This window comes from Sphingobium sp. B11D3B (assembly GCF_025961735.1).
In the GTDB taxonomy this organism is placed as follows: Bacteria; Pseudomonadota; Alphaproteobacteria; order Sphingomonadales; family Sphingomonadaceae; genus Sphingobium.
This window is the reverse complement of sequence record NZ_JAOQOF010000001.1, coordinates 1,395,770-1,408,434: the sequence shown is the minus strand read 5'-3', so window position 1 is coordinate 1,408,434 and position 12,665 is coordinate 1,395,770. Positions and strand designations below refer to the sequence as shown.

Here is a 12,665-nt window from a genome sequence, read left to right as displayed (position 1 = left end):
TCGACCATGTCCTTCTACATTTCGCTTTCCGGCCTCAAGGGCGCCCAGACCGACCTCGGTGTCGTCGCCAACAATGTCGCCAACGTGTCCTCGCTCGCCTTCAAGAAGAGCAAGGCAACCTTCGGCGACATTTATGCGAGCGGCGGCGTCGGCGCGGGCGGCAATGGCGTCCGTCTCGTCGACGTGAAACAGCAGTTCACGCAGGGCACGCTGGAGACGACCGACAAGACGCTGGATCTGGCCGTCACTGGCGAAGGCTTCTTCACCGTCAAGAGCGCCTCGCCCGATCAGACGATCAGCTACACCCGCGCCGGCGCCTTCACGATGGACAAGAACCGCTTCATCGTCGATTCCACTGGTGCCCGCCTGCAGGTGCTGCCGACCAACGCGACCGGTGACGGCACGCCGACCAGCACGGCGGCCGGGGATCTTTCCGATCTGGAGATACCCAGCGCCCATCCGGACGATGCCAGCATTCCGCTCACCGCCATCGCGATCTCGGCTACTGGCGTCGTCAGCGCGACCTTCGGCGATGGTTCGGTGCGCAACCTCGGCGTGGTCGCCATGGCGTCCTTCCCCGCGCAGGAAGAGCTGCGGCAGATGGGCGACTCGCACTGGATTTCCTCGGGCGACAGCGGCGAGGCGAGCTACAGCGCCGGCAATAGCGGCATGGTCGGCGCGGTCCGCTCCGGCACGCTCGAGCGCTCGAACGTGGACATCACCGAGGAGCTGGTGGCGCTGATCTCCGCGCAGCGCAACTTCCAGGCGAACTCCAAGGCGATCGAGACCGCCACCGCCATGACCCAGACCATCATCAACATGCGGACCTGATCGCGAAGATCGACCGGACTCGGAGCTGAACCATGGATCGTCTCACCACCATTGCCCGCACCGCGATGCGCGGCACGATGGCCCGCCAGGCGGCGGTCGCGAACAATCTCGCGAACGTCAACACCAGCGGCTTTCGCGCCGAGATCGCCAACGCCTCGACCCGCTGGGTCGGCGGCGGCGCGTTCCAGAGCCGCGCGGAGCAGGTGGGGCAGGTCATCGCGGCGGACATGAAGGCCGGCACGGCGGTGCAGACCGGCAACACGCTCGACATCGCGGTGGATGGAGACGCCCTCATCGCGGTGCAGGCCAATGACGGGTCGGAAGCCTATACAAGGCGCGGCGACTTGCGCCTGAACGAGAGCGGCCTGCTGACCACGGGCGATGGATATGCGGTGCTGGGGGAGGGGGGCCCGATCACCCTGCCGCCTGCCGACAGCGTCAACATCGCCAAGGATGGCAGCATCTGGATCGTCCCGCAGGGCGGCCAGATCGATCAGCCGCAGCAAGTCGATGTCATCAAGCTGGTGAACGCCAAGGGATCGACGATCGCCAAATCGACGGACACGCTGTTCCGCGAAGTGAATGGCGGCGCCTTGCCGCAAGACCCGATGGCGACCGTGACCAGCGGCGCGCTCGAAGGCTCAAACGTGAATGCCACCACGGCGCTTGTCCAGATGATCGAGGCGAGCCGCGCGTGGGAAAACCAGATCAAGATGATCGACACCGCCAAGGAGATCGACTCCGGCGGCGCGAGCCTCATGCGGCTCGACTGACGGATAGATAGGGGACCAGACCAATGACCAGCAGCGCACTTCATGTCGCCCGCACCGGCCTTGACGCACAGGACGTCAAGATGCGCGTCATCGCCAATAACCTGGCAAACGTGAACACGGTCGGCTTCAAGCGCGACCGCGCCAATTTCGAGACGCTGGCCTATCAGCAGGTCATTGCGGCGGGCACGCAGGCGGACAGCCAGAACCGGCTCGCCATCGGCCTCAATCTTGGCACCGGTGTGCAACTCACCGGCACCGAGCGTATCGATACGCAAGGCACGATGAACACCACCGGCAACACCTATGATCTCGCGATCGAGGGAGCCGGTTTCTTCCAGCTCCAGCAGCCCGACGGCACGATTGCCTATACCCGGGCGGGCAATTTCAAGACCAATGCGGAGGGCGTGCTGGTCTCGCCGGATGGCCTGCCGCTGGTGCCGCAGATCCAGCTTCCCGAGGGCGTGAGTGCCGTCACCATCGGCAATGACGGGACCGTGTCGGCGACCGTCGCCGGTCAAAAGGAACCGGTCGAGCTTGGCGCGATCGAAACCGCACGGTTCGTCAATCCCGCTGGCCTGCAGGCTGTCGGTGGCAACCTGCTGCTGGAGACGGCCGCATCCGGCGCGCCGCAGGTGGGCGCTGCGGGCCTCGAAGGTCGCGGCACCATCCGCCAGGGCGCGCTCGAGCAGTCAAACGTCAACACCGTCGAGGAGCTGGTCACGATGATCGAGACCCAGCGCGCCTATGAGATCGCCTCGAAGATGATCAAGGCGACCGACGAGATGCTCCAATACGTCAATCAGCAGCTTTGAGCATGACCATGCAGTATCGCCGCGCTTCCATCCTGATCCTTGCCCTCACGGCGACCAGCCTCGCCGCACCGGCGTCTGCCGGTCTGCTCGGCAAGAAGCAGGAGCCGCTCGAAAACCCGGCCTATCAGGTCACCTATCCGGGCGACGCTGGCAGCGCCGCGCCGGTGCGGCCCAATGGCGGCATCTTCCAGGCTTCGGCTGGCTATTCCGCGCTGACCAACGGCGCGCGGGCAGCAAGCGTGGGCGATGTCATCACCATCCTCCTCGTCGAGCGGACGCAGGCGAGCAAGAGCACCAGCGCAAACACCAATCGCGCGGGCAGCATCGGCCTCACACCGCCCAGCACCGGGCCGTTCAGCAAGCTGTTCAGCGGCAGCGACATCGCCTCGGGGGGCACGCAGGGCTTCACCGGCAAGGGTGATGCTGCGCAGTCCAACGCGCTCTCGGGCGAAATCACTGTCACCATCGCGCGGGTCTATCCCAATGGCACGATGCTGGTGCGCGGGCAGAAGGCCCTCACGCTCAATCGCGGCGACGAATATGTCCAGATCTCGGGCCTTGTCCGGCAGGCGGACATCGGGCCCGACAACCGCATTCTCTCGACGCGCGTCGCCGATGCGCGGATCACCTACACCGGCAAGGGAGAAATCGCCCGCGCCAGCCGTCAGGGCTGGCTGCAGCGTTTCTTCTCCATGATCAGCCCGTTCTGATGGAGCTTTCAGCCATGATCAGGCCTTATCCTTCCTTGCTCCGTCGGCTGGTGGTCTTCCTCGCCCTGCTGGCATTCGGGCTCTGCCTCATGATCGCCACCTCGGCCCATGCCCAGCGCATCAAGGACATCGGTACCTTCGAGGGCCTGCGGTCCAACCAGCTTGTCGGCTATGGCGTTGTGGTTGGCCTTGCCGGCACGGGCGATGACAGCCTCGATTATGCGACGCAGGGCGTGAAGGGCGTGATCTCGCGCTTCGGCCTCACTTTGCCGCCGGGCGTCAACCCCTCGCTGAAGAACGCCGCAGCCGTGCTGGTGACGGCGGAATTGCCGGCCTTCGCCAAGCCCGGCCAGCGGCTGGACGTGACCGTTTCAGCGCTCGGTAAGGCCAAGTCGCTGCGTGGCGGCACGCTGGTGCTGACCCCGATGCGCGGCGCCGATGGCGAGATTTACGCGATGGCGCAGGGCAATATGGCCGTCGGCGGTTTCGGCGTCTCAGGCGCCGATGGCTCGCAGCTTTCGGTGAACGTGCCTTCGGCCGGCCGCATCCCCTCGGGGGCCTCTGTCGAGCGCGCCGTGGCCACCGGGTTCGAGACCAGCCCGACGATCAATTTCAACCTCGCGGAGGCGGACGTGACGACCGCGCTGCGGGTGGCCGACGCGATCAACCTTGCGTTCGGCGATCAGCGCGCCCGTGCCGTGGATGGCGTTTCCATCGCCATCGATGCACCGCCGGGTGCCGAGAGCCGCGTCATGATGATGGGCCTCATCGAGAACATCCAGGTCAAGCCGGCCGATCCGCCGGCCAAGGTGATCGTCAACGCGCGCAGCGGCACGGTGGTCATCAACGGCAATGTGCAGATCACCCCGGCCGCGGTGAGCCATGGCAAGCTGACCGTGACCGTGACCGAAGCGCCGCGCATTGTGCAGCCTGCGCCGCTCTCGCGGGGAGTGACGGCGGTGGAGGAATCCAGCCAGCTTTCCGCCCATGAGGAAAAGAATCCGATGTTCCTGTTTAAAGGTGGCGCGTCTCTGGCCGATATAGTCAAGGCGGTGAATGCCGTGGGTGCCTCCCCCTCGGACCTTCTCGAGATCCTGAGCGCGCTCAAGCAGGCCGGCGCCATGCGGGCGGAGCTGGAGGTGATATGACGCAGCTCTCAGGGATCGGCTCCGGTCAGGCGGCCTTCGCCGCCGCCATGCAGGGCGCGCAGGCGCAAGCCCCGACATCGCCAAAGGCCAGCGACGATCACGCCGCATTGCAGAAGGCAGCCAAGGCATTCGAGGCCGTGTTCACCCGCCAGCTCCTCTCCTCCATGCGCCAGGCGAGCCTGGGCGAAGAGATCGGCGGCGGCAGCGGGCTCGACCAGTTCCGCGAGATGCAGGACGCGCATATGGCCGAGGGGCTCGCCACCAAGGGCGGCCTTGGCATTGCCGAACTGATCCTCCAGCAGCTTGACCACAAGCCGTGAGCAGCGATCTCCTCCAGATCGGCGCTTCCGGCACGCGCGCCTATCAGGCGGCGATGGGAGCAATTGCCGACAATATCGCCAACGCGGAGACGCCCGGCTACAGCCGCCGGACGATTGCGCTCAGCGAGTCCGCCGCCGGCAATTCGCCGATGCTGCTCTACAAATCGAGCGCCTCTTTCTACGGCGTGCAGATCGGCGGCGTGGTACGCGCATCCGACCAATATCTGGAAGCGGCAGCGCGTCAGACGACCAATGCGCTGGGCAGCGTCAATCAGCGCGCCCGCTGGATGTCGGACATCCAGACCGCCCTCAACGATGGCGAACTGGGCGTTGGCCAGCGTTTCACCGGCATGTTCGCAGCGGTGGAGCGGCTCGCCTCCAACCCCACAGACACGACGCTGCAGGCGGACGTGCTGTTCTCGTTCGAGCAGATCAATGCAGCGTTTCAGCAGAGCCACAATGATCTGGTCTCGATCCGCAGCTCGATCGGCAACACGGCCACCAATGAGGTGGATTCGCTCAATGATGCGCTGCGCCAGCTCGGCAATGCCAATGAAGGCCTGCGCCGCGTGCCTGAGGGGACGGCCAGCCATGCCAGCCTGCTGGATTCGCGCGACCAAGCCTTGAGCGAGATTGCCGAGCGGCTGAACGTGACGGTGACCTTCGGCGCCAATGGCGTCGCGAACATCAGTTACGGCAGCGAGACGCTCGTCGAGAATAATCAGGTGAAGACGCTGACGGTCAGTCAGGCGGCCGATGGCATTTTGAGCTTCGGGCTGGCCGACGGCACGGCGATTGCCACCCCGACAGGTGGCGCGGTGGGCGGCATCGCCGCCAGTGCCGGCGTCGTGCGGGACAGGATCGACGCGTTGGACGACCTCGCGAGCCGCTATGTGAGTGAAATGAATGATTGGCACACCGGCGGCTATTCATCGCCCGGCGTCGCCGGCCAGACACTGCTGAGCATGGGGGCGGATGCCAGCTCGCTTTCGGTGCTGGTCAGTTCGCCGGCTCTGGTCGCGCGCTTCTCCGCCGATGGGACCGCGAACGGCAATCTGTTGGCCATGACCGCCCTGCGCGGCAGCGGGTCCATCGAGGATGAATGGACCGGCATCATTGCGACCCACGGCAGCATCGCCAACAGCACGACCAAAGAGCAGACGGCGGCCGAGAGCCGCAACACCATGGCGCAGCAGGCACGCGCCGATGTGGCCGGCATCAATCTCGATCGGGAAGCGGCGGAATTGATCCGGCTCCAGCAGGCCTACCAGGCATCGTCCCGCGTGATCCAGGTCGCGCGGGAGATGTTCCAGACACTGATTTCCGCATTCTGACGCAATAAGGGCGATCCATCATGGTTTTCATCACCACGCAGTCCATCACTGCCGAGATTACCCGCCAGCAGCGGCTCGCTGCGGATATTGCGGGGGAGCAGACCAAGATTTCGACGACCAAGAAGATCAACCAGCCCTCGGACAATCCGCATGACTGGGTGCAGATCTCGCAGGTCGGGCGGCGCCAGTCGATCAACGCGGCGTGGAAGGGCAATCTGACCTTCGCCGAATCCCGCGCGACGCAGGCCAGCACCAATCTCAATGAGGTCAACAACCTCATGACGCGCGTGACCGAGCTGATCGTCACGTCCACCTCGACCGCCGACGGATCGACCGGACGCGAGGCGGTGGCCAAGGAACTGGAAGGCATTCGCGCGACGATCAACGATCTCCTCAATCAGACCGATTATCAGGGCACGCCGGTCTTCGATCATCCCAGCGCTGTGCTGATTCCGCTTGGCGCAGGGCTGAACGTGGAAGCCGTGCCGACCCGCGCGAGCATCATGGAGAATGCGGTGGGCAGCCGGTCGATCGATCAGGTGATCTCCGACATCATCAATGTGGTGCGCACCGGCACAGAGGCAGACCGCTCCGCTGCCCTGCAGGATGCCCGCACCGCGCTCGATCATGTCATTGTCGCCCAGTCCGTGCAGGGCGTTCGCTCGCAGCGGCTGGAAGACATTGGCGGCCGGCTCACCAATTCCGATCTGGCGCTGACTGAGCGTCGCTCGGCGCTGGAAGATACGGACATCACCGAGACCAGCGTGAAGCTGCAAAGCAAATTGCTGACGCTGGAAGCCGCTCAACTGGCGTTTGCGCGGATCAATCAGAAGTCGCTATTCGATCTTTTCTGATCCTGTTCGAAGAGAGGCGAATCTGGCGGTCCGCAGGCTTTTGGCTGCGGGCCGTTTTTCTTGTTCGCGCCGGCAGAAATTTCGAAAAATCGTAATCGTCATCTTTCGCTAACCCTGTCGCTAAACCCTGTTTCAGCAGAGCCGTTCTAGGAAGGGATGAAGGGACCAAAAGCAGCTGTGCGCGGTCCCGTTTTATGAACATGCGGGGATCAGAATGTTCGCTGGTATCGGTCTTGTCGTTCTGCTGGTCATGGTCTTCGGGGGCTTCATGCTCACCGGCGGCGCCATTGGTCCGGTGCTTCATGCGCTTCCGCACGAAATGCTCATCATCGGCGGCGCCGCGGCAGGCGCGCTGATCATCGGCAACAGCGGCGCGGATTTGAAGGCGCTGGCCGGCGGCGTGATGACCGTCTTCAAAGGCCCCAAGTTCAAGAAGCAGGATTATCTCGACTGCATCTTCCTCGTCAGCAAGCTGATGAAGACGCTGCGGGTCGAAGGCCCGGTCGCGCTCGAACCGCATATCGAAGACCCCAAATCCTCTGCGATCTTCGCCGAATATCCCCGGCTGATGGCCGACAGCGCGCTCATCCACCTCATCTGCGATACGCTGCGGCTGGTGGTCGTCTCATCCGGCACGCTCGATCCGCATGCGGTCGAGGACGTCATGGATAATGCGCTCAAGACCCACCACCATGAGGCAGTTCGTCCCGCCGACAATCTCCAGGGTCTGGCGGACGCACTCCCGGCGCTCGGCATCGTCGCCGCCGTGCTCGGCGTGGTGAAGACCATGGGCTCGATCGACAAGCCGCCGGAGATTCTGGGCGGCATGATCGGCTCGGCGCTCGTCGGCACCTTCTTGGGCGTGTTGCTGGCCTATGGGATGGTCGGCCCGTTCGCCAGTCGCGCCAAGCAGGTGATCGAGGCGGATGGCGCCATGTATCATGTCGTCAAGCAGATCATCATCGCCTCGCTCCACGGCCACCCGCAGCCGCTGGTCATTGAGGCCGCGCGCTCCAACCTCATCCATGCGAACCAGCCGGCCTTTGCCGAAGTGTTCGACGGCATGCGCGGGCGTTGAGGGCTAAGCCATGGCATCGGCCGCAAAGAAACCGGTGAACGAGCCTGAACCAAGGCCAATCATCGTTAAGAAAATCATCGATGGCGGCCATGGCGGCCATCATGGCGGCGCCTGGAAGGTGGCCTATGCCGACTTCGTGACGGCGATGATGGCCTTCTTCCTGCTCATGTGGCTGCTCGGCGCGACAACAGAAAAGCAGCGCAAAGGGCTGGCCGACTATTTCACGCCTACACTCGTCCAGATGAAGATGGATAGCGCCGGCTCCAGTGGCCTGTTCGGCGGCGACAGCCTCGTCAGCAAGGAAAATTATCCGACGACGGGCGGGCAGGGCAATCTTGCCATCACCATCCCGCGCGATGCCACGGGCACCAAGGATGTCGGCGGCGAGGATCTCAAGAACCAGGATCGCCAGAAGTTCGAGAAGCTCAAGCAGGAGCTGGAGCAGAAGCTCGAGCGCACCGAAGCGCTCCGCAAGCTGCGCAAGCATGTGCGCTTTACCGAGACGCTGGAGGGCCTGCGCATCGATCTGGTGGATGAAGCCGATTTCGCGATGTTCGCCATCGGCACGGACAGGCTTGTGCCGGAAGCCCGCGCGTTGCTCTCGCAGGTCGCGGAGGCGGTGTCCGAAGTGCCGAATGATGTGATCGTGCGCGGTCACACCGACGCGCTGCCTTATGCCGCCGGGCGCAACATGAACAACTGGCTGCTCTCGTCATCCCGCGCCGAAGCCACTCGCGCCGTGCTCGCACAGGGCGGCATCGGAGCGGATCGCTTCGCGCGCATCGAAGGCGTGGCGGATCGCGAGCCGTTCGTCGCGGACAACCGCTACGATCCGCGCAATCGGCGCATGTCGGTGATCCTGGCGTGGAGCAAGGACTCTCCCGCCGGGGGGGCGGTCGCCAATGCCGCAGGTGCGCAGCCCGCCGCCCCGGGTCCCAAAAGCCCTGAGCAAGCCAAGATCGATCGCCGCATCCTCGTGCGCGACCAGCGCGTCGCCATGGCGGAATCCGAAGTGCGCAAGCTGGACCTTGGCCGAACCGCACTCCCCCAGGGCGCGTCAGTGATCAACGCGGATTCCATCCCCAAGCGCAGTTCCAACACCCCACCGGGCAAGACCGATCTCACGGCCCGGACGACCGGGCTGATGGACCAGCATTGATGCGGTGAGTACGGCTCGGCCGTGACCCGACGCGCTCTGCAAAGGCCGAGCTAAACGAGATCGGATAGGTTGGCTTGATGGCCTTCCGAGAGAAAGCCTGCATGACCGGATACGACGTCAGGCAGTAGACTAGTCAGCGCCAGCAAATCCTGCAACTGCGCCATATTAGCGCCAGCGGCGTTCGAGACCAGTATTGAGAGGAATCGCCATATGTTGGCATTTATATTCACCGTTTCAGCCATACCTGTCGGGACGCCGACGCTGGTGGATTTGATGATCCTGACCAAGCCCTATGTGGACTGCCGTAGTACAGCCGATCAGAATATCATCGCCTTGCAACAAAAAATACAATCAAAAATATATGAAGATGGAAATTATGACAGGTATGTAGATCCAGATTATCACGATCTAAATGAAGAAATATCGAAAGCTGAAAAGGTATGTGATCTGCCACGATTTATTTCGCTCGTCAGAAACGCTATCTCCTTCTCTGCTTCATATGACGATTATCAAAAGCAGAAGTTAGCCGAATTCGTGATCCGAGACATCATGCAACTCCAGTGGACATTTTTGAATGCGCGGTCCGGCACCTATAATTTTCCTAAGATGACTGCAATTCCGCTAACTGCAAAACGAGCAGATGAAGCCGCTTCGGTATCGAGTTCTGCTCAAAACAATAACTAAGTTATTGTTTTATTAATATTTTTTTTCGGCTCATTTGGGGCGTAATGAGGCAGCGCTCCAACAACTGGTTCGGCTTACTGCACCACCAACGAGGGCCAGCTCTCACGCCAGTGGAAAGCTCAGCTCCGCGACCAGCCCACCCTCAGGCCGATTGCGCAGTTCCAGTCGGCCAGATTCCGCCGAGGCCACGGCTCGGACGATAGCGAGGCCGAGGCCAGTGCCGCCGGTGTCGCGGCTGCGGGAGGCTTCCATGCGGGTGAAGGGCTGCAGCATGTCCTCGATGCGGTCTTCCGGGATGCCGGGGCCTTCGTCGGCCACGCAGAGCGTGGCGCGTTGGCCTTCGATCCGAAGCGAAACATGCGCGCGTGCGCCATATTTGACGGCGTTCTCGATCAGGTTGGTTAGCGCTCGCCGCACGGCGCGGGGATGGACGTTGACGATCGCGCGCGGCATGTCGCTTCGCTCTACCGGCACGCCCATATCCTCGAAATCGTCGATGGTCGCGTCGGCCAGCGCGGCCAGGTCCATGCGCTGCGGTGGTTCGCGGTCCCGGCCGACGCGCGCCAGCGAGAGGATGTCGTCGAGCATCTTCTGCATGTCTTCGATGGTCGCGACCATGCGCTCGCGATCCGCCCCCTCGGCGACCGATTCCACGCGCACCCGCAGCGCCGTGAGGGGTGTGCGCAGATCATGGCCGATGGCGCCGAGCATATGGTCCTTCTCCTCCAGCATGGAGCGGATGCGGTCCTGCATGGCGTTGAAGGACGCCGCGAGGCGCCGCAAATCCTCCGGTCCGGTTTCGATGACCGGGGAGGCGCCCTCCGGCGTGCCAACCCGGGCGGTGGCCTGGGTGAGCGCGTGGAGCGGCCGGGCTAGGCGTCGGGTGAACCAGACGAGCGGCATCAGCACGATGCCATAGAGGAACAGCGACTGCATCACGATCTGACGCAGGATTGGCTGGGCTACCGGTGCGGCGCGGGTGTAGACGGTGATCCAGCGGTCGGGTCGGAGTTGCACGCTCAATTGCACCTGCAGACGCGGTGCGCGGCGGTTGGGCGGCTGGAGAAGATCGCGCGCCCGCTCGCGCCCGTCCGCGCCTGGCCGGGCTTCCGCAATGGCGACCCGCACCGCGAGCGGCACCAGCCCGGCCGAGCGGAACAGCTCGTTGGCACGTACGGCTACGCGCGGCGAGTCGGCGCCCTCACGGCGGGGCGGCGCGTCGGTGACGACGATGCCGCGGGCCGCCCGCGCGCGATGCCAAGGGGAGGGTGCGTCTCGCTGATCGAGCGCCTCAAGGATGCGGATGACGCCCGGGGCGGCGGCAATCGTCACCCACTGATTGCGCTGCATCATGTAGTAGAAGCTGAACCCGATGAGCTGCACGGCAAACAAGGAGGCGGCGACGACGAGGATCGTCTGCCCCGCCAGCGTTCTCGGCCGCAGCCAGCCGGTGAAGGTGCGCAGGCTGAGGGTCATTCGCGCGCCACATCGGCGGCGAACATGTAGCCGCCGCCCCACACGGTCTTGATGAGCGTTGGCGACCGGGCGTCGTCTTCCAGTTTGCGGCGCAGGCGGCTGATCTGGTTGTCGATGGAGCGGTCGAAGGCGTGAGCCTCCCGGCCTTGTGTCAGGTCGAGCAGCTGATCGCGGCTGAGCACCTGGCGCGGATGCGTCACGAAGGCATGGAGCAGCCGGTAATCGGCCGTGCTGAGCGGAATGGCGACCTCGTCCGGGCCGGTCAGCGTCCAGTCGTCAGCGCTGAGCGTCCAGCCCTCGAAGCGGTAGAGGGAGGCGCTTGCCTGCGGTTCGCGGGCGGTGCCGTTGCCGGCGCGGCGCAGGATCGTCTTGATCCGCGCCACAAGCTCACGCGGCGAGAAGGGCTTGAGCACATAATCGTCCGCGCCCATTTCCAGCCCGACGATGCGGTCGGTCTCTTCGGTGCGGGCGGTGAGCAGGATCACGGGCAATTCGCCCTGTTCGCGGATCGAGCGGCAAAGGCTGAGGCCATCCTCACCCGGCATCATGATATCCAGCACCACCAGTTCGATGGCGCTGCCGGCGAGGATCTTGCGCGCGTCGGCCGCATTCCCGGCATCGGAGACGCGAAAGCCGGCGCGCTGGAGATATTGCCCCAGCGGCTCGCGAATGGCCGCTTCATCGTCGACGAGGAGGAGATGGGGCCGTGCGGACATCAAAGCGCTTTCGCAAAATCGGTGGGATGCAATTCTCTGCCCTGCTTGGGTCTTGAGGTCCATCCCTCAGCCGCCTGAAAGGGGCAGGCGACCGAGGGCAGTAGGGATGGCCGACCCGGCGGCATGGGAGTTGTCTCCGCCGGATCGGCCAAGGGGCTCAGCGCACCGGGGGCGTTTGCGCGGGCCGTTGATCGGTATTGCGGCGCTCCATCATGGCTTTCCGGCCGGCCTGCCGTTCCTCGGGGGAAATCTTGCCGTCACGGTTGGTGTCCATTCGGTCGAAGCCAGCAAGGCCTGCCTGGATGAAGGTGGCGCGGGGGATCGGCTTGTCACGATAGGCAGCAAGCTCGCCTCCCATCATCATCATGCCGCCGCCCATGCCGGGGCCGCCATGGCCACGCCGTTTGCCTTCATGGCCGCGTCGCTGATGGCCGCCGGCCATCGCGCCGGCTTCCGTAAATTCGGCTTTCGAGATTGAGCCGTCCTTATTGGCGTCGAGGCGGGCGAACATCGCATCGCGCATTTTGTCGCGATTCTGCGCCTGATGGGCCTTGCGCTCCTCAACCGAGAGCACGCCGTCCCGATTAGTGTCGGCGGCATCGAACATGGTCGCGAGGCGCTTTTCAAGAGACGCGCGATCCATCGGGGAACGGGCTTCGCCGCGCTGGGGCGGCTGCGGTGCCGATTGAGCGATTGCCATGGTCCCGATGGACAGCAGGCCGACGCTGGAGAGCGCGATTGCGGTGAGACGTTTCATAGACTTGAATTCC

14 protein-coding genes are annotated in these 12,665 nt (G+C 64.1%); 11 read left to right on the top strand and 3 right to left on the bottom strand.

The window, feature by feature from the left end:
- Nucleotides 1–6: 6 nt before the first annotated feature.
- The 11 genes from M2333_RS06650 to M2333_RS06600 all read left to right on the top strand — a co-directional run bounded on the left by M2333_RS06650 (nucleotide 7) and on the right by M2333_RS06600 (nucleotide 9,703).
- On the top strand, nucleotides 7–831 hold the full coding sequence (locus M2333_RS06650; protein ID WP_181559404.1) for a flagellar hook-basal body complex protein: 825 nt from the start codon (nucleotides 7–9) through the stop codon (nucleotides 829–831).
- Between the two features lie 32 nt (nucleotides 832–863).
- Entirely contained in the window at nucleotides 864–1,604 is a 741-nt protein-coding gene (locus M2333_RS06645; protein ID WP_264587041.1) for a flagellar basal body rod protein FlgF, read from the top strand.
- A gap of 23 nt (nucleotides 1,605–1,627) precedes the next feature.
- Entirely contained in the window at nucleotides 1,628–2,416 is a 789-nt protein-coding gene (gene flgG, locus M2333_RS06640; RefSeq protein WP_264611231.1) for a flagellar basal-body rod protein FlgG, read from the top strand.
- A 2-nt stretch (nucleotides 2,417–2,418) separates the two neighbouring features.
- Complete coding sequence (locus M2333_RS06635) at nucleotides 2,419–3,126, top strand: flagellar basal body L-ring protein FlgH (RefSeq protein ID WP_264611230.1); 708 nt, start codon at nucleotides 2,419–2,421, stop codon at nucleotides 3,124–3,126.
- Between the two features lie 89 nt (nucleotides 3,127–3,215).
- Complete coding sequence (locus M2333_RS06630; RefSeq protein WP_264574865.1) at nucleotides 3,216–4,274, top strand: flagellar basal body P-ring protein FlgI; 1,059 nt, start codon at nucleotides 3,216–3,218, stop codon at nucleotides 4,272–4,274.
- Complete coding sequence (locus M2333_RS06625) at nucleotides 4,271–4,594, top strand: rod-binding protein (RefSeq protein ID WP_264611229.1); 324 nt, start codon at nucleotides 4,271–4,273, stop codon at nucleotides 4,592–4,594. Before M2333_RS06630 ends, M2333_RS06625 begins: the two co-directional genes overlap by 4 nt.
- Entirely contained in the window at nucleotides 4,591–5,928 is a 1,338-nt protein-coding gene (gene flgK, locus M2333_RS06620; RefSeq protein ID WP_264611228.1) for a flagellar hook-associated protein FlgK, read from the top strand. The genes M2333_RS06625 and flgK overlap by 4 nt, the downstream gene beginning before the upstream one ends.
- A gap of 20 nt (nucleotides 5,929–5,948) precedes the next feature.
- Nucleotides 5,949–6,782 carry a flagellin gene (locus tag M2333_RS06615; protein ID WP_181559412.1) on the top strand — a complete coding sequence of 278 codons (834 nt, stop codon included), beginning with the start codon at nucleotides 5,949–5,951 and terminating at the stop codon, nucleotides 6,780–6,782.
- A 214-nt stretch (nucleotides 6,783–6,996) separates the two neighbouring features.
- Nucleotides 6,997–7,860 carry a flagellar motor stator protein MotA gene (motA, locus tag M2333_RS06610; protein WP_181559413.1) on the top strand — a complete coding sequence of 288 codons (864 nt, stop codon included), beginning with the start codon at nucleotides 6,997–6,999 and terminating at the stop codon, nucleotides 7,858–7,860.
- A gap of 10 nt (nucleotides 7,861–7,870) precedes the next feature.
- Entirely contained in the window at nucleotides 7,871–9,019 is a 1,149-nt protein-coding gene (locus M2333_RS06605; protein WP_264611227.1) for a flagellar motor protein MotB, read from the top strand.
- A 210-nt stretch (nucleotides 9,020–9,229) separates the two neighbouring features.
- A complete protein-coding gene (locus tag M2333_RS06600; RefSeq protein WP_264611226.1) occupies nucleotides 9,230–9,703 on the top strand; it encodes a hypothetical protein in 474 nt (157 codons plus the stop codon).
- A 102-nt stretch (nucleotides 9,704–9,805) separates the two neighbouring features.
- On the opposite strand, the gene M2333_RS06595 is transcribed toward M2333_RS06600, so the two are convergent.
- From M2333_RS06595 to M2333_RS06585, 3 genes are all read right to left on the bottom strand, one after another.
- A complete protein-coding gene (locus M2333_RS06595) occupies nucleotides 9,806–11,179 on the bottom strand; it encodes an ATP-binding protein (protein ID WP_264587047.1) in 1,374 nt (457 codons plus the stop codon).
- Nucleotides 11,176–11,895 carry a response regulator gene (locus M2333_RS06590; RefSeq protein ID WP_264575982.1) on the bottom strand — a complete coding sequence of 240 codons (720 nt, stop codon included), beginning with the start codon at nucleotides 11,893–11,895 and terminating at the stop codon, nucleotides 11,176–11,178. The genes M2333_RS06595 and M2333_RS06590 overlap by 4 nt, the downstream gene beginning before the upstream one ends.
- 157 nt (nucleotides 11,896–12,052) lie before the next feature.
- Nucleotides 12,053–12,652, bottom strand: coding sequence for an EF-hand domain-containing protein (locus tag M2333_RS06585; RefSeq protein WP_264611225.1), 600 nt, complete (start codon nucleotides 12,650–12,652; stop codon nucleotides 12,053–12,055).
- Nucleotides 12,653–12,665 lie beyond the last annotated feature (13 nt).

Excerpts from the sequence above, each read along its gene's own strand:
- M2333_RS06650 (WP_181559404.1), top strand. The coding sequence starts at position 7 with ATGTCCTTCTACATTTCGCTTTCCGGCCTCAAGGGCGCCCAGACCGAC.
- M2333_RS06645 (WP_264587041.1), top strand. The coding sequence starts at position 864 with ATGGATCGTCTCACCACCATTGCCCGCACCGCGATGCGCGGCACGATG.
- flgG (WP_264611231.1), top strand. The coding sequence starts at position 1,628 with ATGACCAGCAGCGCACTTCATGTCGCCCGCACCGGCCTTGACGCACAG.
- M2333_RS06635 (WP_264611230.1), top strand. The coding sequence starts at position 2,419 with ATGACCATGCAGTATCGCCGCGCTTCCATCCTGATCCTTGCCCTCACG.
- M2333_RS06630 (WP_264574865.1), top strand. The coding sequence starts at position 3,216 with ATGATCGCCACCTCGGCCCATGCCCAGCGCATCAAGGACATCGGTACC.
- M2333_RS06625 (WP_264611229.1), top strand. The coding sequence starts at position 4,271 with ATGACGCAGCTCTCAGGGATCGGCTCCGGTCAGGCGGCCTTCGCCGCC.
- M2333_RS06615 (WP_181559412.1), top strand. The coding sequence starts at position 5,949 with ATGGTTTTCATCACCACGCAGTCCATCACTGCCGAGATTACCCGCCAG.
- motA (WP_181559413.1), top strand. The coding sequence starts at position 6,997 with ATGTTCGCTGGTATCGGTCTTGTCGTTCTGCTGGTCATGGTCTTCGGG.
- M2333_RS06605 (WP_264611227.1), top strand. The coding sequence starts at position 7,871 with ATGGCATCGGCCGCAAAGAAACCGGTGAACGAGCCTGAACCAAGGCCA.
- M2333_RS06600 (WP_264611226.1), top strand. The coding sequence starts at position 9,230 with ATGTTGGCATTTATATTCACCGTTTCAGCCATACCTGTCGGGACGCCG.
- M2333_RS06595 (WP_264587047.1), bottom strand. The coding sequence starts at position 11,179 with ATGACCCTCAGCCTGCGCACCTTCACCGGCTGGCTGCGGCCGAGAACG.
- M2333_RS06590 (WP_264575982.1), bottom strand. The coding sequence starts at position 11,895 with ATGTCCGCACGGCCCCATCTCCTCCTCGTCGACGATGAAGCGGCCATT.
- M2333_RS06585 (WP_264611225.1), bottom strand. The coding sequence starts at position 12,652 with ATGAAACGTCTCACCGCAATCGCGCTCTCCAGCGTCGGCCTGCTGTCC.